A 23,956-nucleotide genomic window follows, 5' to 3' on the forward strand; every position below is an offset into this window, starting at 1 on the left:
GCGCTCATCCGAGCCTTTCCGAGAGTTGTTGCAGCAGTTCGTCGTCGGTCAGATCGTCGTAGTCGTCGGCGCTGTCCTGTTCGGACACCTCGATCAGCTCGGGCAGGACCGTGGCCAGATAGCCGGCCAGTGCATCGACGGTCGGGTAGTCGAATACCACCGAAGCGGGCAACGCGACGCCGAGGCTCTCGGCGAGGGAACGCTTGAGCGTCACGCTCATCAACGAATCCATCCCCGATTGGAAGAAGCCCTCGAACGGATCCAATGACGCGGGTGAGTCCAGTCCCATCGCGGCCGCCACGTGGGCGGTCACGTGCTCCACCAGAAGCTCCCGACGCCGCGCCGGTTCGCAGTCGCGCAGCGCGGTGCGGAATTCGGTGGCTTGGGTAACCGAACTGTCGCCGTCGACATCGGTGCCGGCGCCCAGCAGATCGTCCACGATGTGCAGCGCTGCCCGGGTGCGGTAAGCGGCGGCCAGTCGGCCCCAGTCCGCGGCGACGATAGTGGCGCGGGCGCGGGCATCGCTGCCGATGACCCACGGCAAAGCCCGGATAGCGATTTCGTCGGGCATGGGTTCCAAACCCGAGTCGAGGGTGACCTGACGCTCTTCGTCACTTTGCCTGTCCGTCAACGACTTCCAGAGCCCCCAGTTGACGGCGGTTGCCGGAAGCCCTGCCGCCCGGCGTGCGAACGCGAACGTGTCCAAGAACGTCGTGGTGGCGGCGTAGTGAGCCAGCCACCGCGAACCGGTGATTCCGGAGATCGACGAGAACATCACGAACTGGCGTACCTGGTGCCTCAGCGACAGCTTGTGCAGCAGCGCCGCCACGTTCAGCTTCGGCCGGAACATCACCGCGACGTCGTCATCGGTCATGTCGCGCAGCGTCACCGGCCCCCCGGCGAAGGCGGCGAGATAGATGCCGGCCAGCGGCGGAAGATCCCTGCCGAAGCGGTCGAACAGCGCGGTCATCGCTGCTTCGTCAGCTGCGTCGGCGGCCACGGTGGTCAATGTTGTTCCGCTGGCCGACAGGCTGGCCGCCAAGGCATCGATGCTGGGGCCCGGATTGCGGGACACGGCAACGATATTCGTGGCACCCATGTCAGCGAGCTGCTCGATCAGGTACGGCCCGACATTGCCGGTGGCGCCGACGACCAAGTGGCAGCGGTCACTTTCGAGCTCGACCGGTGCGGTCGAGGACGGGTAGCCGTGACGCAGCCGGGGGACGCGCCGCACACCGGCCCGATAGACGACTTGGTCCTCGCCGTCGCGGCCGTGCGCCTCGTCCACCAGATACCGTGCAGCCAACTCGGCAGGCACCGACGCGTCGACGTCGACGATTCCGCCCCACAGTTCGGGATGTTCCAGCGCCAAGGTGCGGCCCACGCCCCATAACGTGGCGTGGCCTGGGTCGGCACGATCGCCGTCGTCGACGGGCTGGCCATTACGCGTCAGCACAAAGAGCCGCGGCGGCAACGCCATTGCGGCCATCGCCGCGGTCAGCCGTCGCACCGCGTCGAAAAGCAGGTAGGCCGGTGCGGGGTCGAAACATTCAGACACTGGCTCGGGCGCGTACAGCACATTGGTGACTCCGGCCAGACCGTTGACCAGTTCTGCCGCGTCGCGGTCGTCGCTCAGCACTGAGGTCGGCAGCACCGACACCGCAGAATGGTCGTCGAGCACGCGGCCGATTTCCTGGGCCAGTGCAGGTTCTCCGATGACCAGCCACCAACTGTCGGCGTCGGCCCGCGCAGTCTCCAATGGCGTTTCGGGCCAGACTAAATCGCAATACCACTGCGCGGGGACCACACCACCGATCGGCGCATTCGAATCGCCTTGCCGAAGGCGGGGTCGAGCGCCGTTCGACGGCGTGGCGGTGATCCAGTGCCGAGTGTGGTGCCAGGGTGTAGAAGGCAGCACCGGATGCGGTTCCGGCGGATGCGGGGTCTGAGGCGGTTGGCTCACGTGAACGCTGTTGAGGTTCGTGTGGAAGCTGATCGTGTCGTCACCGTCGCGCCAGAGCGTGCCCACGCTGTGGTGGTGTGCCGCCGACTCGAGTGTGTCGCTGACGGCGTGGGTGAGGATGGGATGAGCGCTGATCTCGACGAACGTGCCGTGGTCTCGGGCGGCCGCCGAGACTGCCTGCATGAACCGCGCCGGCTGGCGCACATTGGCGATCCAGTACTCGGCATCGAGCAGTGGGCTCGTGGTGCCTTCGGTGACAGTGGAAAAGAACGGAATCGTGACGGCTCCGGGGCGCAGATCGGCCAGTGCCGCGCGCAGTTGCGGCAGGATCGGTTCCATCAACGCGGTATGCGAGGCGACTTCCATGTTGACTCGCCGGGCGAACTTGTTGTCCGCGCTGAGCTTGGCGATCACCTCGTCGACCGGTGCCACCGGTCCGGCGATCACCGTCTGCGCGGGCGCGATGTAGCCGGCGACGCTCACCCCGGGCTGCTCTGCGATCACCGCTTCGGCGCGGTCGGCGTCGACCGTCAGTAACGCCACGGCGCCCTGCCCGGCCAGCGCCGACATCGCGCGGGATCGATTGGCGATCACCCGAAATCCCTCGGGCACGGTGAGCGCTCCGGCCACCACGGCAGCGGTCACCTCTCCCATCGAGTGGCCGATCACCGCGTCCGGATAGATCCCGTATGACCGCCAGAGGTCGGTCAGCGCGAGTTGTAGTCCCATCAGCACCGGCTGGACTCGCGCATCACCGCTGACCGGTTCGCCGTCCGCGATCACTTGTTGCAGCGAGAATCCGACGTGCTCGACGAACACCGGCTCCAATGCGGCGATCGCCGCGGCGAACGTCGGCTCGTCGTCAAGCAACTGCCGGCCCATGCCCGCCCATTGCGAGCCCTGACCCGAATAGACGAACACCGTGCCGGGGCGGCACTTCCCCTCGTGGGGACCCACCACACCGTCGACCGATTGACCGGCCGCCAACGCTTGCAAGGCTTTCACCGCGTCGGCACGATCGCGCGCACACACGGTCGCGAACCGGCCATGACGCTCCCTGTGGTGATTGAGCGTGTGCGCCACATCCGACAGCCGCACGTCCCCGCCGGCGCCAACCATCCACTCCGCCAATGCCGCAGCCGTCGACGCGATGCGTTCCGTCGACTTGCCCGAGACGACCAGCGTGGATACCGGCGGCTCCAGCGTCCGCTCAGCGGGAATGGGGTCGGGGGCCTGTTCGATCACGACATGCGCATTGGTGCCGCCGAAGCCGAAGGATGACACGCCGGCCCGGCGTGGCCGCTGCATATCCGGCCACTTCTGTTGCTGCGCAGCCACTTTCAGTCGCAGCTGGTCGAACGGTATGTGCGGGTTGGGGGTTGTGAAATGGAGGTTGCCGGGGATATCCGCGCGATGCACCGCCAGTACGGCCTTGATGAAGCCGGCGATACCGGCCGCAGCTTCGAGATGGCCGAGATTCGACTTGATCGCACCGATCAACAACGGCGACTGTGCCGCACGCCCACGGCCCAGCACCGTGCCGAGGGCGCGTGCCTCGATCGGGTCGCCGAGCAGCGTTCCGGTGCCGTGTGTTTCGACGTAGTCCACTTCATGGGGCGCCACGCCGGCGTTCGTGTACGCCGCGCGCAGCACCGCCATCTGCGCCGACGGGTTGGGAGCCATCAGCCCGTTCGATCGCCCATCCTGGTTGACGGCTGAGCCGCGGACGACCGCCAGGATCCTGTCGCCGTCACGCAGCGCATCCGAAAGACGTTTAAGCACCGCGACACCGCAGCCCTCGCCGCGCACGAACCCGTCCGCGCTGGCGTCGAAGGCATGGCATGCCCCGGTCGACGACAACGCGCCCGCCTGGTCGAACCCGCGGAAGACAGCAGGCAGCAACAGCAGGTTCACCCCGGCCGCGAGCGCGAGATTCGCGTCGCCGGTGCGCAGACTCTGACAAGCCAGATGCACTGCCACCAGCGACGACGAGCACGCCGTATCCAACGCCAGCGACGGGCCGCGCAGATCCAGGTGGTAGGAAAGCCGGTTCGCGATGATGCTCAACGCCCCACCGGTGTTGCTCCACGCGTCCACACTTGGCAGATCGCTGGACGCCAGGTACCCGTACTCGCTTAGGCAGGCGCCGACGAACACGCCGGTTTGCGTATGCCTCAAGGAACTCGGCCGAATTCCCGCATGCTCCAGAGCCTCCCAAGCGACCTCCAGCAGAAGGCGCTGCTGCGGATCCATCTTCGCCGCTTCGCGCGGCATGATGTCGAAGAACTCCGCGTCGAAGCGGTCGATGTCGCTCAGAAATGCGCCCCACCGGGTGGTGCCGGATAGTACCGCGGCGATCTCCGGTGTGGTGTCGTCGAACGAGGCCCACCGATCCGGGGGCACTTCCGACACCGCGGATCGACCGTCGGAAAGGAACTGCCACAACGACTCCGGGCCGCTGATCTGGCCCGGAAAACGGCAACCGACACCGACGACGGCGATCGGCTCGTCGGCCGACCCGCGTTCGACGCTCACGGCCTCGACCGGTGACTCCGGTTCGGCGCCGGTCAAGAACCGCGACAGCTCGTTGATCGTCGGGTGCTGCCAGAACTCGAGCGGCGAGACGGGTTGACCGATCAGCTCGGACAATTCGCCGGAGAGCACCACAGAATCCCGCGATCCCACGCCGAGATCGTTGAACGAGGCATCGAGATCGATGTCGTCGGGAGAGCACCCGATGTTGGTGATCAGGTAGTCGACCAGCCAGTCCCGAAGCCTGGCCTCGTCGGGAAGTACGCCCATCTAGAAGCCACTCTCTCTGCCGGCCGGAGCGGATTCGACGATGTCGAACAACTCCTCCAAGACGTTGCTGGCGGAATCGGTCAAGGCATCGAAATCCTCCGGCGAATCCTGCTGTGGCAGAAGCTTTGTCGCCAGATATGCCGCCAATGACGTGACCGTGGGGTGATTCCACAGCATCGTCACCGACAGTTCGAGGCCGACGAGTTGCTCCGCTTGCCGTCGAATGGACATCGCCAACACCGAGTTCAGCCCCATCTCCGCGAACGGACGGTCTGCGTCCAGTTCGGCTTCGGGCAGTTGCAGCTCGCGTCGCAGAATGGTCCGCAGTCCCTCGTCGAGCTTGCTGAGGACTTCGTCGGCAGACATCTGTGCCCAATCCGGCCGCACGGCCGACTCAGCCTGCGCTGCGGCAGAACTCGCTGGCGCGTCGGACGGCAGCGGAGCCATCACCACTTGCGCGATGTCGTAACGGTTCGCATGGTCCCACGCCGCGAACGCTTCGGCGGGATCGAGCGGACGTGAACCCATCCGTTCGAGTTCCTGGATCACCACCGCAGCGTCGGCGGCGAATCCGAGACCCCGCCATGCCACCCAATCCAGGCTCACGGTGCGGCACCCCTGCCGGCGACGTGCGCGGGCCAGACCGTCGAGGTAGGCGTTCGCCGACGCGTACGCCCCTTGCCCGGGAACCCCAAACACGGTGCCCGCCGAGGCCGTGAGGAAAAGGAAGTCCAAGCTGCCGGGTGGGAACTGCTCGTGCAGAACCTGTGCTCCGGCGATCTTCGGCCACAAGGTGCGACGCAGGCGGTCGCGCGAGATCTCGGTCAGCAGTTGGCCTTCCGTCACACCGGCCGCATGGATGACGCCACGAATCGGTGCTGCGCCGTCGTTGTCACGCCGGGCGAGCAGAGCCGCCAGCGCGTCGCGCGAGCCGATATCGAGCGCCACGGCCTCCACTGAGACGCCACGCGCCTCCAGCGCTCGGATCGCGGCGATCTTGTGACGCGTCTGATCGCTGTTGCGTTCGTCGTCCCAATCCCGTCGCGGCGGCAACGGTGTCCGGCCGGCGAGTATCAGACGACGCGCGCCATGGTCAGCGAGCCAACCCGCCATCAGCAAGCCAAGAGCGCCCATGCCGCCGGTGATCAGGTACGCACCATCGGACCGGCAGTGCAACGGTTCTCGAGCCGAAGGGCCGGACAGCGGCGCCAGAGCGGGCACGAGGAGGTCATCGCCGCGCACGGCGAGGATCGACCGGGCCGGCCTGGGCAGCAGGTCAGCCAGCGTTGTCGCGAGCTTTTGCTCGTCCTGTTCGGAGTCGGTATCGAGGTCGATCAGGCCACCCCAGAGCTGGGGCTGCTCGGCGTTTATCACGCCTGCGATCCCCCACAGACCGCTCTGGCGTACCGCTGCGCCGCAACTGCCCTCGCGCACACCGCGAGTGACGATCCACAGTGTCGCCGGGTTGTCGTCGTCGCGCTCGATCAGTATCCGCACCAGATCGGCCACTTCCGAAGACAACCGGACTGCGCACTCGGCGTCGGTCTCGGTGTCCCGTTCGCTGTCGGGAACGTAGACCACATACCGTGCACCAGCGATGTCGGCCGGCTGGTATCCCGCGGTGGCGAGTCGATCGCTGAAGCAGCGCACCGCTCCGGCTTCTCCGATGACAGCAACCGTGTGGGCACCGGCGGAGTGTGGTTGAGCGAGAAGGCTTTCGCGCGCCGACCGCCACTCGACCGCATGAGCCAGCGTGCGCGGGTCGCCGGCCACGGGGGCTGCTATCGCATCGACATCGACGGCGGCGTACCGCAGCGACCGGATGTCGATGCATGTGGTGCCGTCCGGCGCCTGCACCGAGATGTCGACGACGAGTTCTTGCTCGTCGGCGCCACCACGCCGATACGCTTCGACGCAACCCCGCCCCTCGGCCAATTCAGCATCGACCCGGATACTCTCGGCGGCCACGGGAAACATCAGCGCCGAGTTGGTGCCCTCGACGAGCCGTCCGACATGAAAGGCGGCGTCCAGCAGTGCAGCACTCGACGCTTCGGTCGGTTCGACGTCGGCGCGCACACCACCCGGCGCCGAGCGCACGGACTCGATCGACCATGTGAACGGTCGCCCGTCGATCTCCGGCTGCTGGTGCACGGCAGGCCCCGATTCGACAGCGACACCGTTCGCACCGCGCTCTCGGTGATCAGCTCCGTCGCGCACACGCTGCGATCCGGTCCGCGGGCGCGACAGTCGGGCGCAGACATGCTGTGTCCACGCATACCCGCTTGCCTCCGCGACGGGCCGCGACGACACCGAGAGCGATCCACCCTCGGCGAGCACCTGGACCAGGCGGGGCTGGTCGACGACGATCGGGTTCTCGAATCGGACGTCAGCAACAGCAGACGCGCCGAGCTCAGCTGCCACAGCCGAAAGTGTCTGCGCCAGAACCGATGCCGGCACCACTTCCGCGCCACGAATACGGTGCCGACCGGGATACGGCCTGGCTTCGGGCGCCAGTCGCGCCTGCCACAGATGAGCTGAACTGCCGGCCACGGCGATGTGCTGGCCCAGCACGGTTCCCGGCTTGGGCGGGGATTCCATTGTCGCCGTGGCGTCGTCGATGGATATCCAGTGACGGGTGTGGTGCCACGGGGTGGCAGGCAACACGGGATGCGGTTCCGGTGGGTGCGGCGTCTTCGGCGGCTGTGATGTGTGCAACGTGTTCAGGCTGGTGCGGAAGTTCACGGTGTCGTCACCGTCTCGCCACAACGTGCCGATGCTGCGGTGCGGAACGGAACCGAGCGTCTCCGCTATGGCGTGCGTCAGGATCGGATGAGCGCTGATCTCGACGAACGTCGAGTAATTACGGGCGGCCGCGACGACGGCCGCGTGCAACCGCGCAGGCTGTCGCACGTTGTCCACCCAGTAGTCGGCGTTGAGCACCGGCGCGGTGACACCTTCGATGACTGTCGAGAAGAGCGGAACAGCGGGCGATCGAGGGGTCAGATCCCCAAGGGCGGCACGCAGATCCGGTAGCACCGGGTCCATCTGTGCGGTGTGGGAGGCCACGTCCATGTTGACCCGGCGCGCGAAGCGGCCCCGTGCCGTCACTGCGGCGATCACCGCGTCGACAGGCGCTACGGGCCCGGCGATGACGGTTTGGCGCGGCGACACATAGCCGGCCACGCTGACCTGCGGGAAGTCAGCGATCACCGCGGCGCTGGCGTCTTCGTCCAGCTCCAGCAGCGCGACAGCTCCCTGCCCGGACAGCCGGGACATCAGGCGTGACCGGGTGGCGATGACACGCAGGCCCTCGGCCGGAGTCAACGCTCCCGCGACCACCGCCGCGGTGACTTCGCCCATCGAATGACCGATGACCGCATCGGGCGCCACGCCGTAGAAGCGCCACAACGCCGTCAGCGCCAACTGCAGTCCCATCACCACGGGCTGAACGCGGGCGTCACCGCTGATCTGCTCGCCCCCGGCGATTACGCGACGCAGCGAGAATCCCACGCGCTCAACGAAATCCGGTTCCAGTTCGTCTATTGCTGCGGCGAAGGCAGGTTCGTCGTCGAGTAATCGTTGGCCCATACCGGCCCAGTGGGCGCCTTGACCGGAGAACACGAAGACTGTGCCGACGCCCTGAGATCCCGTGTGCGGCGGCACCACACCGGGTGCGTTCTCGCCTGCAGCCAGGGCCCGCAAACCAGTTATCGCCTGGGCGCGGTCACGCGCGCACACTGTCGCGAAGACCTTGTGGCGGGTGCGGTGATGGTTGACGGTATGGGCGACGTCGGCCAACGGCACGTCGATACCGTCACCGGCCATCCATTCGGCCAGCGTCGCTGCCGTCGACGCGATCCGGGCGGGCGACTTTCCGGAGATCACCAAGGTGCTGACAACCGGATCGGCTTGTAACACAACGCCATTGGGGTCAGGCGCCTGCTCGACCACCACGTGGGCGTTGGTACCGCTGACCCCGAACGACGACACCCCGGCGCGGCGGCGGCGCCGCACCGACGGCCAGGCCATGGGCTGGGCCGCAACCGCCAGCCGCGATGCGCCCTCACTGGCGTGGGGGGTCAGCGAGTCGAAGTTGAGGTGCCGCGGAATGTGCCCGTGGCGCACGCTGAGCACGGCCTTGATGAAGCCCGCAATCCCGGCGGCCGACTCGAGGTGGCCGAGATTGGTTTTCACCGAACCGACCACCAACGGCACCGAATCGTCGCGCTGGGCGAAAACCTGGCTCAGAGCGTCGAGTTCGATCGGATCACCGAGCGCTGTTCCGGTCCCGTGCGCCTCGATGTAGTCGATCTCGCTCGGCTGTAACCGCGATGCAGCCAGCGCCTGGCGCAGCACCGCCTGCTGTGCGGGGCCGTTGGGCACGGTCTGGCCGCTGCTCGGGCCATCCTGATTGACCGCCGATCCGCGCACCACCGCCCACACCCGATCGCCCTGTCGCAGGGCATCGCTGAGCCGCTTGAGCACCACGACGCCGGCGCCTTCGCTGCGCACGTATCCGTCCGCCGCAGCGTCGAAGGTCTTGCAGCGGCCGTCAGGCGCGAGCATTCCCCACCGCGAGCACGCGATGCTGTTCTGCGGTGTGAGGATCAGATTGACTCCGGCGGCGAACGCCTGATCGCTCTCGCGCCGACGCAGGCTCTGGCAGGCCAAGTGGACCGCGACCAGAGACGACGAGCAAGCAGTGTCGACCACCACAGCCGGACCGTGCACGCCGAGGAAATACGACAGCCGCCCAGCTGCGAAATTCGACGCATTGCCGAACGGGATGTGTGGGTCGAGTTCCTCTGGACGCAACCTGCCGGCGATCAGCGAGTAGTCGTAGGTGGTCAATCCGACGAAGACAGATGTCTGCGAGCCGCGGATGGCGTGCGCGGGAATGCCGGCGTTTTCCAAAGCTTCCCAGGCGACTTCGAGCAGCAACCGCTGCTGAGGATCCATGCCTGCCGCCTCACGCGGTGACATGCCGAAGAACTCTGCGTCGAATTCGTCGGGCTGCCAACCAGTGAGGAAACCGCCTTCGCGACTGCAGATCGTGCCTGCGACGGTGTGGTCTGGCGAGTAGAACGCATCGGCGTCCCAGCGGTCGGCGGGCACCCGCACGATGCCGCTGTCGCCGTTGCGCAGTAACTGCCAGTATTGGGCCGGATCGTTGACTCCGCCGGGCAACCGGCAACCCATTCCCACGACCGCGATCGGCTCGGTCTCGCCCTTTTCGGCGATCTCCAGACGCGCGTTCAGTTCGTCGATCTTGCGTAACGCCTCGGCCATGATCGCCCGGCGATCCGCCGGTGCCGTGCTCATCGTGTCAACCTTCGCGTTCGTGAGATTCGATGTGCGGCTGCGCAATCGCGTAAGCCGTCGGAGCGCTTGTCCGCCGCCACAGGTGCATTCAGTTGGCCGGCCGTCATACGACCGCGTCGAGTCGCTGGAACTGATCGAGTCGATAACGCTCGACGCATGCCGAGCGCCGGATCTTGCCACTCGTGGTGATGGGGATCGAGCCGGGAGACACGAGCACCACATCGGCGGCCCGAACGCTGTGCACTCGCGAGATCGCCGCTGTGACATCACGTTTGAGCGTGCGAAGCCTTTGCTGCTCGTCTTGTTCTGGCGCGCGCGGCTTCCTGACCTCGACGATGACGACCAGCTGCTCTGTCCGATCACCGGGAACGGACACCGCCGCGACGCGGCCGCCGCTGATTTCTTGGACGGTCGCCTCGATGTCGTCGGGGTAGTGGTTACGCCCGTCGACGATCAGCAAGTCTTTGATGCGGCCGACGATGAAGAGCTCTCCCTCGGAGATCACGCCCAGATCGCCGGTACGCAGCCACGGACCCTCGGGCCGTCCCGGAGAATGGTCGAGAAGACGTCCGCCGAATGTCCGCTCCGACAACTCCGGATTGCGCCAATATCCGCTCGCCACGTTGGGGCCATGCACCCAGATCTCACCGACGTCGCCTGCCGCCTTCTCGTGGCCCGTTTCGGGATCGACGATCGCGAACGTCACGGCACGCGACCCGCCGTGGCTTACGAGTTCGGTGCCGGTTTCACTGTCGCAACGCTTTGCATGGCCGGCCGACAACTTCTCGTAGTCGAAGCGGACAGCGCTCGGCGGACGCTGCGGCGCCGAGGAGGCGACATACAGGGTGGCCTCGGCGAGGCCGTACGACGGTCGAACGACGGTGTCACTGAGCCCCAGAGGACAGAACCGGCCGTTGAACCGCCTGATGGTGGCAGCGTGATTCCGTTCGCTGCCGGCGATGATGCAGTACACGTTTCCCAGGTCGAGCCCCGCTAGGTCGTCGTCGGATGTGCGGCGCGCCGCCAGCTCGAACGCGAAATTCGGTGCGGCAGAGAAGGAATGGGGGTGACTTGCCAGCATCTGCATCCACCGGGCCGGCTTCTGCAGAAATGCCATGGGACTGGTGAGCACCGTGGAAACGCCCGACCAGACCGGTGCGGTGATTCCCAGCAGCAGTCCCATGTCGTGGTAGAAGGGCAGCCACGACACCAGTGTGGTGTCGGCGAAAGCTTCGCCCCTGCGGTCTTCGAAGTAGTCGGCGAAGACCTGCTGCAGGTTCTTGACAATGTTGTCGTGAGTCACCACAACACCTGCCGGCCGCCGCGTCGAGCCGGAGGTGTATTGCAACAGTGCCGTCGTGCGCCCGGAGATCTGGCGTGGCGCGCTTGGCTGTGGTGCATCGAGGTCCAGGGCGTCGATCTCGACAATCGCCAGCATTCGGCCGGGAACGGCCTGCGCGCACGAGACGACATCGTTGACGACCGTGGACGTCGTCAGCACCGCGACGGGTGCACTGTCCCGCAGGGCGGCGGTGATGCGTTCGTCATGAGTGCCGCCCAACGGCACTGACAGCGGCACCGCGACGAAGCCGCCATGGATGGCGCCGAGGAAGCCGACGATGTACTCCAAGCCCTGCGGTGCAACGACCGCGATGCGATCGCCGGGCGACCCGTACGCCCCGAGTTCGGCGGCGATCGCCTGCACCCGCTGGTACGCCTGAGACCACGTCAGGCTGTCGCTGAATCCGGCGGAGTCAATGTCGTAATCGATGAATCTGAACGCCGTCGCATCGGGCTGCAGTTCGGCTTGTTTCTGCAGCGCAGCAGGGACAAAAGAAGCGATTGACGGCATCGCATCACCCTTACGTAGTTAGCCAGCAGACGATCAGGGAAGACCCTACGAGCGAACGCTAACACGCTTTTCCGACCAATGCTTAGGAACGGCAATCTGGAAATTCTCAGGCCACGCGGAGCCCAATTCGACATATTTACCCCGGTCAGAGGCTTGCGCAGCAGTTAATGATGCTTTTCCGGATTTGACGGCCGGTGGCCGCCGGCCGTCGGTTCGCAAACAAATTGGATGCGGTGTGGGACGGTATTTCAGCAGCCTAGATTGTTTGCTGAATGTTGCGGGGTTCCGGTAAGGGTCGGCTAGGTCGCCGGCGTTGGCGGCGTGTCGCCAAGTCCGCGCGGCCGCGCAAAAACAACAGCGGATGCACCACTTCCCGCGCCGAAAAGCTTCAAAGAGCAAACATTCGTCAGACGGCGCCAAAAAAGTGGACACAGGCGAACGCGAGCCGCTCCCCGTTCTCCGGCGCAGACGTCGCGGACACCGCATGCGCGCGCCGCGAACCGGCGCGGCCATCGGGCGAGTGCTGTCGCAGCGCGCCGCTGGTTACCAGCGAGTACGAAAATTGCGGAGGTCGTGGCGCAGTCCACCCCCGGCGGTCAGTGCAACCGTCTCGGAGGCTTCTCGGAGGCCGTCCACCGGCTCGCACCAGGGTGACCGATCGGCGCGCCAGCATGCGGTCGCAGACGCCGACTCTACGAGCAGGTTTCAGGCGACGGCCGCGTGCCAGAAGCTACCGGCTGACGTACGACGTGATCTTGCCCTCGATGTCGTCGACGAGCTCGGGCAAATTGTCGTTCAGGTAGAAGTGGTGACCGGGGAAGGCGCGCACAGTGAACTCGCCCGCCGTGCGCTCGGCCCAGCCAGCTACCTTTTCGTAGGGGGCCACGTCGTCGCTGTCGCCGAGAAAAGCGAAGATGGGGCACGACACAATGGCGTCCGGCGGGCAGTTGTAATTGCTGATCGCTTTCAGGCCGCGCAGGGTCGGAAGTATCTTCGCCGCGAATTCCTCGTCTTCGATGAACTCTGGATCGGCGCCGGTCATCTGGCTGACGGCAGCAAGTAGCCCTTCGTCGGATTCAGGGATGTCCTCGAACCCCACTCGTCCGGGTGCGGCAGAGGCAGAGACGAACAGGGCTTCGATGGGATTGCCTGCCGCTTCGAACCGCAGCGCGACCTCGAATGACACCAGTGCGCCCATACTGTGCCCGAAGAATGCGACACCTCGTCCGGGCGTATCCCGCGGGGAAAGCATTCCACATACTTGATCCGCGAGATCCTGGACGCTTTTGAACGACGACAGGTCGTGAGTCCCGCGCCGTCCCGGATATTGCACTGCCAGGCGCTTGATATCCGATTTGAAAGCCTTTGCAAATGGCGCGTAATACTGCGCTGATCCACCGGCATGCGGAAAGATGTACAACGTCGGCGTGTGCGAGGCCACGAGATCACATTACCTCTGGGCTCGCCGACGGATCGGTTCTCCGGCGATCAGCAAAGCGACCCGACGCCGTGCAGCCGGCTCCCAGCTTCGCAGCGGCACTGGCCGTGTGGCCACCGAAGCGCTGCGCGGGATCGCGGCAGCAATCTCCGATGCCCGCCGCCCGGGGCCTGCCCACACGCCGGTCGGCCCGCCGTCGGAGATGTTTGAGAAAGCAAACAGGCATTAACTCGGTTGCGGGACAGCCAAATCCGCTGCGCCGAAGCGGCCGCGCCGGGTTGATCGGGACTAGCCCTCCAACTTGTAACCCAGGCCGCGCACCGTGATCAGATGCACTGGGTTTGCTGGATCTGCTTCGATCTTGGAGCGCAGCCGCTTCACGTGAACGTCGAGAGTCTTCGTGTCGCCGACGTAGTCGGCTCCCCACACCCGATCGATCAGTTGCCCGCGGGTGAGCACTCGGCCGCTGTTACGCATCAAGTACTCCAAGAGGTCGAACTCCTTGAGCGGCAGAGTGATCGGCTCACCGTTCACCGACACCACGTGGCGTTCGACGTCCATGCGGACCGGACCCGCTTCCAGCACACCGTCTGCCGCGCCCAGGTCGTCGGTGTCGGCGCCGCGGCGCAGCACCGCCCTGATCCGGGCGATCAGCTCGCGCGCCGAATACGGTTTGGTGACGTAATCGTCGGCACCGAGTTCCAGCCCCACCACTTTGTCGATCTCGCTGTCGCGAGCCGTCACCATGATGACCGGCACACTGGACTTGGCTCGCAGCTGCTTGCACACGTCGGTGCCGCTCATGCCGGGAAGCATGAGATCCAGCAGCACGATGTCGGCGCCGGCGCGGTCGAACTCGGCCAGCGCAGTGGGCCCGTCGGCAACCACGGTCGCCTCGAAGCCCTCCTTGCGCAACAGGAACGCCAGCGGGTCGGCGAGGGACTCCTCGTCCTCCACGATCAGCACACTGGTCACGACGTGGTGTTTCCTCTCATCCAGCCGACGGGTCGTCGGCGTCTTCATGGCCGGCTGCGCCGTCGGTGTCCTCATAGGCCGGAATCGACAGCGTGAACGTCGACCCCGTGCCCGGTTGGCTCCACAGCCGGATCGTCCCGTTGTGGTTGGCCGCAATGTGTTTGACGATCGCCAGCCCCAGCCCGGTACCGCCCGTCGCGCGGGAGCGGGCCTTGTCCACCCGGAAGAACCGCTCGAACACCCGCTCCTGGTGTTCCTTGGCAATCCCGATGCCCCGGTCGGTGACGGCGATTTCGACGTTGCCGCCGCGGCGGCGCCTGCTGATCGACACCGGCGAGCCCGGCGGTGAATACGAGATCGCATTACTGACCAGGTTGGCCAGTGCAGTGACCAGCAGACCTTGGTCGCCCAGCACCTTGAACCCGCTGGGCTCGTCGGTGGCGATCGTGATGTCGGCGTTGTCGGCAGCCACCTTGGAGCGCGAAAGCGCCTCAGCGACAACGGTATCCACGTCGACCGCTTCGAGCTCGGGCAACCGTTCAGCTCCCTGCAGCCGCGACAGCTCGATCAGCTCGCTGACCATATTGGCCAGCCGCTGAGACTCGAAGTGCAACTTCTCGCCGAAGCGGCGCACTGTGTCCGGGTCGTCGGCCGATTCCAGCAACGCCTCGGCCAGCAGTCCCATCGCCCCCACCGGTGTCTTGAGTTCGTGGCTGACGTTGGCGACGAAATCACGACGAGTCGCTTCCATGCGCGCCACTTCGGAGTCGTCGAACACGTAGATCACCGCGAACCGGCGGTCTTCCTCGGCGAGCAGGCGCACCCGGCCGCGCACGGACAACCCGGACCGGCCGGACGGGGACGCCCCCGGCGACAAGTCGATGTCGACATCGTTCCCGCGGGCGAGCACGCGGCGCGCGGCCGTCCACGCCCGGTCGTCGAGCAGCCGGTCGCGCACCAGGCCGAGTTCTTGGGCCCGGGCGTTCAAGAACACGACATCGCGATGGTTGTCAACGACAGCGACGCCGATCGGCGACAGCGCCACGATGCGGTGCAGCATCTGCGACACCGTCAGCCCGGCCTCTTGGGCGGCCACACGCCGGTTGCGTTCGGCGAGCCGCGGCATCACCGCGCCGCCGACGACGACGCCGATCACCAGCGCCACAGAGGCTGCCACCGCGGCCACGAGGACCGCAGACGCCACAGTCACGTCCGAATCGTACGCAGACGGTGAACGTCACCCCAGCAGCGTGAGGCCATTTCGGGACATCTCACACCCGTCGGCGAAGGAGTTCCACTGCAGTTCACCGACTGTTCGCCGAGGCGCGGCTGGTCAGCTCTTCGCGCCCGCGCCCTGGCTGGCCACTGCGGCGGCCCCGGCGGCGGCGGCCTCCGGATCGAGGTACTGCCCGCCCGGTGTCAGCGGCCGCAGGTTGGAATCGAGGTCGTAGCGCAGCGGAATCCCGGTCGGGATGTTGAGGCCGACCACCTCGTCGTCGGACATGCCGTCGAGGTACTTCACCAGCGCGCGCAGCGAGTTTCCGTGCGCGGCGATCAGCACGGTCTTGCCCAGCCGCAGGTCCGGCACGATGACGTCGGTGTAGTACGGCAGGAACCGCGCCACCACGTCGGCCAGGCATTCGGTGAGCGGGCCACCGCCGATGTCGACGTAGCGCGGGTCGGTGTCCTGGCTGTACTCGCTGCCCGGCTCGATCGGCGGCGGCGGGATGTCGTAGCTGCGCCGCCACGCCATGAACTGCTCTTCGCCGTACTTGGCTTTGGTTTCGGCTTTGTTGAGGCCCTGCAGGGCGCCGTAGTGACGCTCGTTGAGCCGCCAGCTGCGCTTGACTGGAATCCACAGCCGGTCGGCCGCATCCAGCGCCAGATGCGCAGTGGTGATGGCGCGGCGCAGCAGCGACGTATGCAACACGTCGGGCAGCAGCCCGTGCTCGGCGATCAACTCGCCACCCCGGATCGCCTCGGCGCGACCCTTCTCAGTCAGGTCGACGTCCACCCAACCGGTGAACAGGTTCTTGGCGTTCCATTCGCTTTCGCCGTGGCGAAGAAGCACGAGCGTGCCGACGTCTGCCATGCCGGAAAGTCTCTCACGGGGCCGAATCTGGGCGCTCGATCAGATGGGCGAACGCCTCGAGGTTCTTCAGCGACTCACCGCGCGACACCCGCCATGCCCACTCGCGGCGGATCGACGTCGAGAAACCCAATTCCAGCAGCGTGTTGAAGTCTTCGTCGACGGCCTCGAGCACCTGTCCCAGCACCCGGTCCAGCTCCTCGGCGGTCACCGCCGACAGCGCCATCCGGCCGACCAGATAGATGTCGCCGACGTTGTCGAGGGTGTAGGCGACTCCGTAGAGCTTGCGATTGCGCTTGAGCAGAAATCGGTAGACCGCTTCGTGGTTTTCGTCGGGGTTGCGGCAGACGAACGCCTCCACCCGCACCGAGTGTTCGCCGACGGTCAGGATCGTGTTGGTCTTGAGCCGTCGCTCCCCCGGCAGCTCGACCACGATTCCGGGTGGTCCCCCGTGGGCGCCCTCGTGGTGAAAATAAGGCAGCCCGCTCTCGTCGAGCGCGTCTTCGATGCGCTGTTGGACGTCGTCGGTCATGCGCGTAACCCCCGCCTCATGCTCCACCGACGACCCAACCGGCGCGACGCCAGCGTGACAACCGCACCGCGTTGCCGTCCGGCGCGGTAGTCCTCGGTCGCCCGGCCGTAGGCGTCCAGCAGCGCGTCGACGGTGCGCGCCCACGAAAAGTTCGCGGCGTGCGCGACCGCGGCGCGGCTCATCGCCGGAGCTCTGGTCAGCAGCGCGTCGATGCTCTTGGCCCAGTCGTCGATGTCGTGGCTGGACACCAGCGCGCCGCTGACTCCGTCGCGGACCGCGACGGGTAATCCGCCCACGGCCGCCGCGACGACGGGCGTTCCGCAGGCCTGCGCCTCGATGGCCACCAGGCCGAACGACTCCGAGTAGCTGGGCACCGCAACGAGATCCGCAGCCCGGTACACGGTTACCAGCCCGGTGCGCGGCTGCGGCGGAAGGAACGTGACACGTGCGCTGATTCCCAGCTCGGCGGCTAGCCGCGCGAGCGTCTCGGGTGCCTGCAGCCCGGAGCCGGACGGCCCGCCGGCCACCACCACCCGCAGCCGCGGATGGGTATCGGTCAGTTTCGCGGCCGCACGCAGCAGGATGTCGGGGGCCTTCAGCGGCTGGATGCGCCCGACGAACGCCACCACCTGCTCGTCGCCGGCCAGTCCCAGCGCCACCCGCGCGGCGGCTTTGTCACCCGGCGTGAACGTCTGCAGGTCGACGCCGGGGTGCACCACGTCGATACGCGCAGGGTCCGCGTGGTGAATCGACATGAGTTGGCGCGCTTCGTCTTCGGTATTGACGATCAAGCGGTCGGCCTCGTCGACCACCTGCTGTTCACCGACCACGCGCATCAGCGGCTCGGGAGCGTCCCCGTCGGCCAGTGCCGCGTTCTTCACCGCGGCCAGCGTGTGAGCGGTGTGAACCAGCGGCACTGCCCAGCGGTCGCGAGCCAGCCAGCCGACTTGGCCGGACAGCCAGTAGTGCGAGTGCACGATGTCGTAGTAGCCGGGTTCGTGGGTGGCCTCGGCACGCAGCACCCCGGCGGTGAACGCGCACAGCTGCGTCGGCAGGTCGTGCTTGTCCAACCCCTCGAAGGGACCGGCGACGACGTTGCGCACCAGCACACCGGGTGCCACCGGTACGGTCGGCGGATCCTGCGACGACGTCGCGCGGGTGAAGATCTCCACCTCGACGCCGCGGCGGGCCATCTCGAGCGCCGACTGCAGGATGTAGACGTTCATGCCGCCCGCATCGCCGGTACCGGGCTGCGCAAGCGGCGAGGTGTGCACCGACAGCACCGCGACGCGGCGGAGCTCCTGAGCGTCGGTCACATGCCATGTCTACCCGAAAGGGCTGCGGACCTATTCCCGCGGCACCCCGCTCGGCCGCGTCAGGCCGAGACGCCTTCACCGGCCGGCGCACCGCCGATGCGCCGGAACGCGCGCCTCATCGCCCCGATCGGGTCGGCGTAGAGGGCACTCAATGACGTCACGCCGGCGCCGGCCTCCTGCACCCGGTTGCCGAACGCGGTGACCCTGATGTCGCGCGGCGGCAGCGTGGAGTGCCGAACATAGGAGGCCTCGACCTCGGTGATGCCTTCGGGGTATTCGGTGAACGCCTGGCCGCCGACCACGAGGTCGTCGGGATTGAGCATGTCGCGCAACAGTGCCACCGCGCCACCGAGCACTCGGGCACGCTCGGCGAGCAGTTCGCGAGCCTGCCGGTTGCCGCCGCGCGCAACACGCAGCAGCGTGCTCATCGTGGCGCCGGCGGGGATCACGCCCAACCGGCGCCCGGCGGCCAGCACAGCCTCGTCGCTCACCGTGGACTCCAGCCGGCCCGAGCCGCCCAGCAGCTCGGACTGGGTGGGCAGCGCGGAAATGTTGCCCGGGCCGCTGGCCGGGCTGTGCACCCGGCCGCCGATCACCAAGGCATAGCCGACGGTCTCGCGGGCGTAGACGTACAGGCTGGTCGACGACCGCACGGCGAACCGTCGCATGCCCAGCAGCAGTTCCGCCCCGGCCATCGCGTCCACGTGCACGGCCACCGACACGGGCAGGTCCAGCGTGTCGGCGAACATCGGCCCGACCGGGGCGTCGGTCCAGCCGAGCCGCGGGTGGTCGACGGTTCCGGTGGCGCCGTCCACGACGCCGCCGATCGCCACGCCCACCCACAGGGCCCGGCGCCGATGCCAGCGCCTCAGGTACCGCTGGGCGCTGGCGGCCAGCGCCGTGAGCGCCGCGGCCTGGCCGGTCTGCGGGGTAGGGGTCTCGACGACGTCGAGCGTGCGGCCCAGCAGATCGGTGGCGACGATGCTGGTGGTCCGCGCGCCGATGTGCAGGCCCAGCGTCAGGTACGGCTCGTGGTTGATTTCGACGGGCACCCGGGGCCGGCCGATCGCACCTGACGCCGCCAGGTCGGGGCGTTCCCGCAGCAGCCCGGCGTCCAGCAGCGCGGTCACTTGGCGGTTGACCGTGGCGATCGACAGGGATGTGACTTGGGCGATCGCATCACGCGCGATCGGGCCGCGGGTCCGTGCGGCGCCGAACACCGCGGCGGCTGCCGCCTCGGGCAGACCCAGCGACGGCGCGACGATGTGGTGGCGGGTCAGAAGAATCGTGGATCGCATGGGGGTTGTCCTTCGTCAGTCGGTTGGCTGGACCCTGGCCGCACCGACTCAGCGGTCAGGCGCGGCGATGACCGGGGCGACAACACCTACAGGCGAAGAACACGTCGTGGAACTTAGCACGGCTTTGCGAGTGGCACAGGACAGGGCGTCGGCGCTCTCTAGAGTGAGGGCATGACCCCGCAGCCGCAGAGAGTCGCCGTCGTCACCGGCGCCAGCTCGGGTATCGGCGCTGCAACCGCGAAAGCCCTTGCGCGACAAGGACTTCACGTAGTGGCCGTGGCTCGGCGTGCGGACCGCATCGAGGCGCTGGCCGCCGAGATCGGCGGCACCGCGATAGTGGCGGACGTCACGGACCAAACAGCCGTGGACGAGCTGTCACGGCGGCTGGATCGCGTCGATGTGCTGGTGAACAACGCCGGCGGCGCCAAGGGCTTGGCGCCGGTGGCCGACGCCGACCTCGAGCACTGGCGCTGGATGTGGGAAACCAACGTGCTCGGCACGCTGCGGGTGACCCGGGCGTTGCTACCCAAGCTGATCGCATCGCAGGACGGGCTGATCGTCACGGTCACGTCGGTGGCGGCGTTGGAAACCTACGACGGCGGCGCCGGATACACCGCCGCCAAGCACGCCCAAGGGGCGTTGCACCGCACGCTGCGTGGCGAGCTGCTCGGAAAACCGGTGCGGCTCACCGAGATTGCGCCCGGTGCGGTGCAAACCGAGTTCTCGCTGGTGCGTTTCGACGGCGACCGCACGCGTGCCGACGCGGTGTATCGGGGCATCACCCCGCTGGTGGCCGAGGACGTCGCCGACGTGATCGGCTTCGTGGCGTCGCGGCCGTCGCACGTGAACTTAGACCTCGTCGTGATGCGGCCGCGCGATCAGGCGACCGCGTCGCGGTTCTACCGCCGAGACGACGGCGCTAACGGCCCGGGCGACCGTTGACCGGTTGCGGCGCGCCCGACGGGGTGGCCGGCGCGCTGCTGGGGATATTGGACGGCGGCTGCTGCGACGAGAGAGCCGACATCGAGCGCCACGTGTCCCAATCCACAGCCCAGTCCCAGATGTCGCCGTCGGAGTAGGACAGCTGAATCGACGTCCCGGTGACCTCGACCGGGTCGCCGTACATCGCGCTGTTGAAGTATTGGATGGCGTTTTCCAGGTTCAGATTGATGCACCCGTTGGTGACGTTTGTGTTGCCTTGCGCGCCAATGCTTTCCGGGTTGCAGTGAATGAATTCGCCGTTGTTGGAGATGCGCACGGCGTAGCGCTCGTGGACATTGCTGTAGCCGGCCGCTGGGTTGCTCATCCAGAAGTCGGCGTACTTCTCCGTGACCACATGGGTGCCGCTGCGAGTGACGTTGCGCGGCTGGTCTCCTTCGCCGTAGCTGCACGGGAAGTCCATGATCACGCCCGCGTCGGTCACCACCTGCATGCGATGCGACGGCGCGTGCGCCTTGACGATCTGGCGTCGGCCGATGGTGAAGTTCAGCGAGACGTCCTCCTCGCCGTAGGCGTCGTCGCCGAAGTTGACGCCGTAGAGCTTGGCGTCCACCTTCACGGTGGTGCCCGGCTGGTAGTACTCCTTGGTGCGCCAGTGCACACGCGAGCCTTGGGCCTCGTCGGGCAGCCAGGCCCAGCTGCCCTCGGTGGCGGGTTCGGTGGTCACCGTGAGCGCGCGTTCGACGGCGGCCTTGTCGCTGATCGGCGCGTTGAATTGCAGGATGATCGGCGCGGCGATGCCGACGGTCTGCCCGTCTGCCAGCTGGAACTGGCCGCTGACCGTCTTGGTGGGTTTGACGGTGGTGAAGCTGCCGCTGACCGGGACCGTGGTGCCGTCGTGGCCGACCACTGACCCCGACCAGGTGTACTTCGAGCCGTAGCCGAGGGGTTCGGTCACGGTGTAGGACGTGCGGTCGCGGCCGAGCGCGCCGGCCACCACTTTGCCCTCGGAGTTGGTCAGCGTGACCCGCTGAAACCAGCCGTCACTGACCTCGGCACCGATCTGCGCGGTCGGCAGCACGTCTTCGGCGCCGTCGTTCGGCCGTAACGTCACGGTCGGCTTCGGCGGCGGGCCTGCCGTCTCACCCGGTTTGCCGGATCTGCTGATACACGACGCCAGCGCGCCAGGCGCAACCACCCCGACCGCGAGCGCAGTCAGGGCCCGGCGGCGAGTCAGCCGCGGCGCGTCGTTGGCTGGTGTCACGTCGACCCAGGGTACGGGTGGCCCGGTGTCCGTGCTAAATCGTCACGCCGACCAGCACGGGTTCCGGGACCAACGTGATCCCGAACGCGTCGCGCACGCCGTCGCGGATTCTGCGGGCCAGCGCCACGATGTCGGCCGTGGTGGCCGACCCTCGGTTGGTCAGCGCCAGTGAATGTTTGGTCGACAACCGGGCGGGCGCGCCCGCGCCGGGGTATCCCTTGTGAAACCCCGCCTGCTCCACCAGCCATGCGGCTGCCAGTTTGACCCCGTCCGGCGCCGGGAAGTGCGGCACCGGCCCGGCGCTGCGGTAGGCGAGACGGTCATAATCCTGTTGTGACACAACGGGATTAGTGAAGAACGAGCCGGCGCTCCAGGTGTCGTGATCCCCGTCGTCGAGCACCATGCCCTTCCGGCGCCGCAAGGCCAGCACCGCGTTGCGCACGCGGCCCGGTTCGATGCGGTCGCCTTCCTGCGCGCCGAGCGCGGCGACCAGCTCCCGATAGCGCAGCGGGGCACTGCGACCCGTCGCGTCGAGCGCGAACTCGACCTCCAGCACCACGAACTCGTCGGCGCCCTTCAGCATGCTGTGGCGGTAGCCGAACCCCAACTCTTCCGGGGCGACCCACCGCACGTCGCCGCTGGCACGGTCCAGCAAACGCACCCGGGTGATGCAGTCGGCCACCTCCACGCCGTACGCGCCGACGTTCTGCACCGGTGTGGCGCCCGTCGACCCCGGGATGCCGGACAGGCACTCCAATCCGCCCAGCCCGTGCCGCAGCGAGGCAACCACGACGTCGTCCCAGACGGCTCCGGCTTCGGCCCGCAGGATCGGCCCGTCGATGGTCACGCCGCCGGTGGCCAGCCGCACCACGGTCAGATCGGTCAGGTCGTCGGCGATCACCAAGTTCGACCCGCCGGCCATCACCAACACCCGACCCGCTTGCGCGTCGACCGCGCGCATCGCCGCTACCACCTGATCCGTTGTGGCGCAGGTGATCACACGCCGAGCGACGGGTCCGACCCGCAGCGTGGTCAGCGGCGCGAGCGGAACGTCGTCCGCCACGCGAGCGCCGGCGTATTCAGCGGTGGCCACGGCCGGTAACGGTAACCTGACCTGCTATGCCGCGTTCATTCGACTTGTCGGCCGATTACCACGGCACTGTCGAGCAAGTGCGCGCGGCATTCTCCGACGAGCAGTACTGGCTGGCCCGGCTGGTCGACTCGGGCGCCGACGTCGCGACGCTGGATTCCTTGACGGTCGCCGACGACGGCTCCGTGACGGTGGCCACCACCCAGACGCTGCGCGCCGACCGGCTGCCGGCGGTGGTGACGCAATTCCATCCGCGCAATCTGCAGATCATCCGCAACGAGACGTGGACGCCGGTGCGCGACGGGGTGGCCCGCGCCGAGGTGTCCGGGGCGGTGCCGGGCGCTCCCGTGTCGCTGACAGGAACGGCGCTGCTCAGGCCTACAGAGACGGGCTCGCGGCTGCAGTTCAGCGCCACCGTCGAGGTGAACATTCCGCTGGTCGGCGGGAAGCTCGAGACGTTCATCGGCGGCAAGCTCGCCGAGCTCGTCGCCGCCGAGCAGCGCTTCACCACGGTGTGGATCACCGAGAACGCTTGAGCGCCAGCTAATCTGAGCTGATGAGCCGACGACTCGACTACACGGTCACCTATGACGCGTCGGCCGCGGACGTCTACCGCAGCTTCACCAGCCTCATGTACTGGCAATCTCTGCTGCAGGAGTACCGCAGCGTGACTCCGGATTCCGAGCTCACGTCCTTTTCCACCGACCACACCGGAACGCGAGTCGTGTTGACCCACAGCCTGCCGCGCGCATACCTGCCGCCGATCGGACGCGCCGTGGCGCCGGACGATGTGGTGGTGAGGCGTGAGCAGCAGTTCAAGCCGTACGACCCCCACCGGAATCAAGGCACCGGAACTTATCGGGCGTCGATCCCGCGGGTCGTCGGCCACTTCCAGGGCTCGCAGCTGCTCACCCAGACCCGCAACGGCTGTCAGTTGCGGCTGTCGAGCGTGTGCAAGCTGGCGATCCCGCTGGTCGGCCGACGACTCGAAGAGCTGGTGACCCGCCACGTCACCGCGCTGTTCGACGCTGAACGGCGGTTCACCACCGAGTGGGTGTGCCGACACTAGGCTCGCC

The 23,956-nt window shown here is 67.2% G+C and carries 15 protein-coding genes; 3 read left to right on the forward strand and 12 right to left on the reverse strand.

Annotated features, from left to right (window positions below; all coding sequences use genetic code 11):
* Positions 1-4 precede the first annotated feature (4 nt).
* From AC5Y4C_RS03680 to AC5Y4C_RS03725, 10 genes are all read right to left on the reverse strand, one after another.
* Entirely contained in the window at positions 5-4,765 is a 4,761-nt protein-coding gene (locus tag AC5Y4C_RS03680) for an SDR family NAD(P)-dependent oxidoreductase (protein WP_499905710.1), read from the reverse strand.
* The gene (locus AC5Y4C_RS03685; protein WP_499965042.1) at positions 4,766-10,087 is read right to left on the reverse strand and encodes a type I polyketide synthase; all 5,322 of its coding nucleotides are present in this window, start codon (positions 10,085-10,087) and stop codon (positions 4,766-4,768) included.
* Between the two features lie 103 nt (positions 10,088-10,190).
* A complete protein-coding gene (locus AC5Y4C_RS03690; RefSeq protein WP_499965044.1) occupies positions 10,191-11,939 on the reverse strand; it encodes an AMP-binding protein in 1,749 nt (582 codons plus the stop codon).
* Between the two features lie 730 nt (positions 11,940-12,669).
* The gene (locus AC5Y4C_RS03695; RefSeq protein WP_499965046.1) at positions 12,670-13,380 is read right to left on the reverse strand and encodes a thioesterase II family protein; all 711 of its coding nucleotides are present in this window, start codon (positions 13,378-13,380) and stop codon (positions 12,670-12,672) included.
* A gap of 285 nt (positions 13,381-13,665) precedes the next feature.
* Positions 13,666-14,352: a two-component sensory transduction protein RegX gene (gene regX / locus AC5Y4C_RS03700; protein ID WP_499906329.1), complete on the reverse strand. Its 687-nt coding sequence runs from the start codon at positions 14,350-14,352 to the stop codon at positions 13,666-13,668.
* Between the two features lie 16 nt (positions 14,353-14,368).
* On the reverse strand, positions 14,369-15,562 hold the full coding sequence (locus AC5Y4C_RS03705; protein ID WP_499965047.1) for a sensor histidine kinase: 1,194 nt from the start codon (positions 15,560-15,562) through the stop codon (positions 14,369-14,371).
* A gap of 123 nt (positions 15,563-15,685) precedes the next feature.
* Positions 15,686-16,444 (reverse strand): phosphoglyceromutase, encoded by a 759-nt coding sequence (locus tag AC5Y4C_RS03710; protein WP_499965049.1) that lies wholly within the window; start codon positions 16,442-16,444, stop codon positions 15,686-15,688.
* A gap of 13 nt (positions 16,445-16,457) precedes the next feature.
* Positions 16,458-16,973 carry a type III secretion system chaperone family protein gene (locus AC5Y4C_RS03715; protein WP_499905695.1) on the reverse strand — a complete coding sequence of 172 codons (516 nt, stop codon included), beginning with the start codon at positions 16,971-16,973 and terminating at the stop codon, positions 16,458-16,460.
* A complete protein-coding gene (mshA, locus tag AC5Y4C_RS03720; protein ID WP_499965051.1) occupies positions 16,970-18,289 on the reverse strand; it encodes a D-inositol-3-phosphate glycosyltransferase in 1,320 nt (439 codons plus the stop codon). The genes AC5Y4C_RS03715 and mshA overlap by 4 nt, the downstream gene beginning before the upstream one ends.
* 59 nt (positions 18,290-18,348) lie before the next feature.
* Positions 18,349-19,587, reverse strand: a complete 1,239-nt coding sequence (locus tag AC5Y4C_RS03725) for an ROK family protein (RefSeq protein WP_499965053.1) — start codon at positions 19,585-19,587, stop codon at positions 18,349-18,351.
* 171 nt (positions 19,588-19,758) lie between these two features.
* Here AC5Y4C_RS03725 and AC5Y4C_RS03730 point away from each other — a divergent pair, with 171 nt between their 5' ends.
* On the forward strand, positions 19,759-20,529 hold the full coding sequence (locus AC5Y4C_RS03730) for an SDR family NAD(P)-dependent oxidoreductase (protein ID WP_499965055.1): 771 nt from the start codon (positions 19,759-19,761) through the stop codon (positions 20,527-20,529).
* On the opposite strand, the gene AC5Y4C_RS03735 is transcribed toward AC5Y4C_RS03730, so the two are convergent.
* Positions 20,507-21,790, reverse strand: coding sequence for a L,D-transpeptidase (locus tag AC5Y4C_RS03735; protein ID WP_499905683.1), 1,284 nt, complete (start codon positions 21,788-21,790; stop codon positions 20,507-20,509). The two genes, AC5Y4C_RS03730 and AC5Y4C_RS03735, sit on opposite strands and share 23 nt — an antisense overlap.
* A gap of 34 nt (positions 21,791-21,824) precedes the next feature.
* Positions 21,825-22,883 carry a UDP-N-acetylmuramate dehydrogenase gene (locus AC5Y4C_RS03740; protein WP_499949913.1) on the reverse strand — a complete coding sequence of 353 codons (1,059 nt, stop codon included), beginning with the start codon at positions 22,881-22,883 and terminating at the stop codon, positions 21,825-21,827.
* Positions 22,884-22,909: 26 nt separating this feature from the next.
* Between AC5Y4C_RS03740 and AC5Y4C_RS03745 the strand changes: the two genes are divergently transcribed.
* Together AC5Y4C_RS03745 and AC5Y4C_RS03750 are read left to right on the forward strand one after the other, a co-directional pair.
* Positions 22,910-23,416 carry a DUF2505 domain-containing protein gene (locus AC5Y4C_RS03745; protein WP_499905676.1) on the forward strand — a complete coding sequence of 169 codons (507 nt, stop codon included), beginning with the start codon at positions 22,910-22,912 and terminating at the stop codon, positions 23,414-23,416.
* A 20-nt stretch (positions 23,417-23,436) separates the two neighbouring features.
* Positions 23,437-23,949: a DUF2505 domain-containing protein gene (locus AC5Y4C_RS03750; protein ID WP_499949916.1), complete on the forward strand. Its 513-nt coding sequence runs from the start codon at positions 23,437-23,439 to the stop codon at positions 23,947-23,949.
* The last annotated feature ends 7 nt before the right edge of the window (positions 23,950-23,956 follow it).

This window comes from Mycobacterium sp. NGS35 (genome assembly GCF_059812855.1).

Coding starts and splice junctions, on each gene's coding strand:
- AC5Y4C_RS03715 (WP_499905695.1), bottom strand. CDS start 16,973: ATGACCGACGACGTCCAACAGCGCATCGAAGACGCGCTCGACGAGAGC.
- AC5Y4C_RS03680 (WP_499905710.1), bottom strand. CDS start 4,765: ATGGGCGTACTTCCCGACGAGGCCAGGCTTCGGGACTGGCTGGTCGAC.
- AC5Y4C_RS03710 (WP_499965049.1), bottom strand. CDS start 16,444: ATGGCAGACGTCGGCACGCTCGTGCTTCTTCGCCACGGCGAAAGCGAA.
- AC5Y4C_RS03730 (WP_499965055.1), top strand. CDS start 19,759: ATGACCCCGCAGCCGCAGAGAGTCGCCGTCGTCACCGGCGCCAGCTCG.
- AC5Y4C_RS03745 (WP_499905676.1), top strand. CDS start 22,910: ATGCCGCGTTCATTCGACTTGTCGGCCGATTACCACGGCACTGTCGAG.
- AC5Y4C_RS03750 (WP_499949916.1), top strand. CDS start 23,437: ATGAGCCGACGACTCGACTACACGGTCACCTATGACGCGTCGGCCGCG.
- AC5Y4C_RS03690 (WP_499965044.1), bottom strand. CDS start 11,939: ATGCCGTCAATCGCTTCTTTTGTCCCTGCTGCGCTGCAGAAACAAGCC.
- AC5Y4C_RS03725 (WP_499965053.1), bottom strand. CDS start 19,587: ATGCGATCCACGATTCTTCTGACCCGCCACCACATCGTCGCGCCGTCG.
- AC5Y4C_RS03685 (WP_499965042.1), bottom strand. CDS start 10,087: ATGAGCACGGCACCGGCGGATCGCCGGGCGATCATGGCCGAGGCGTTA.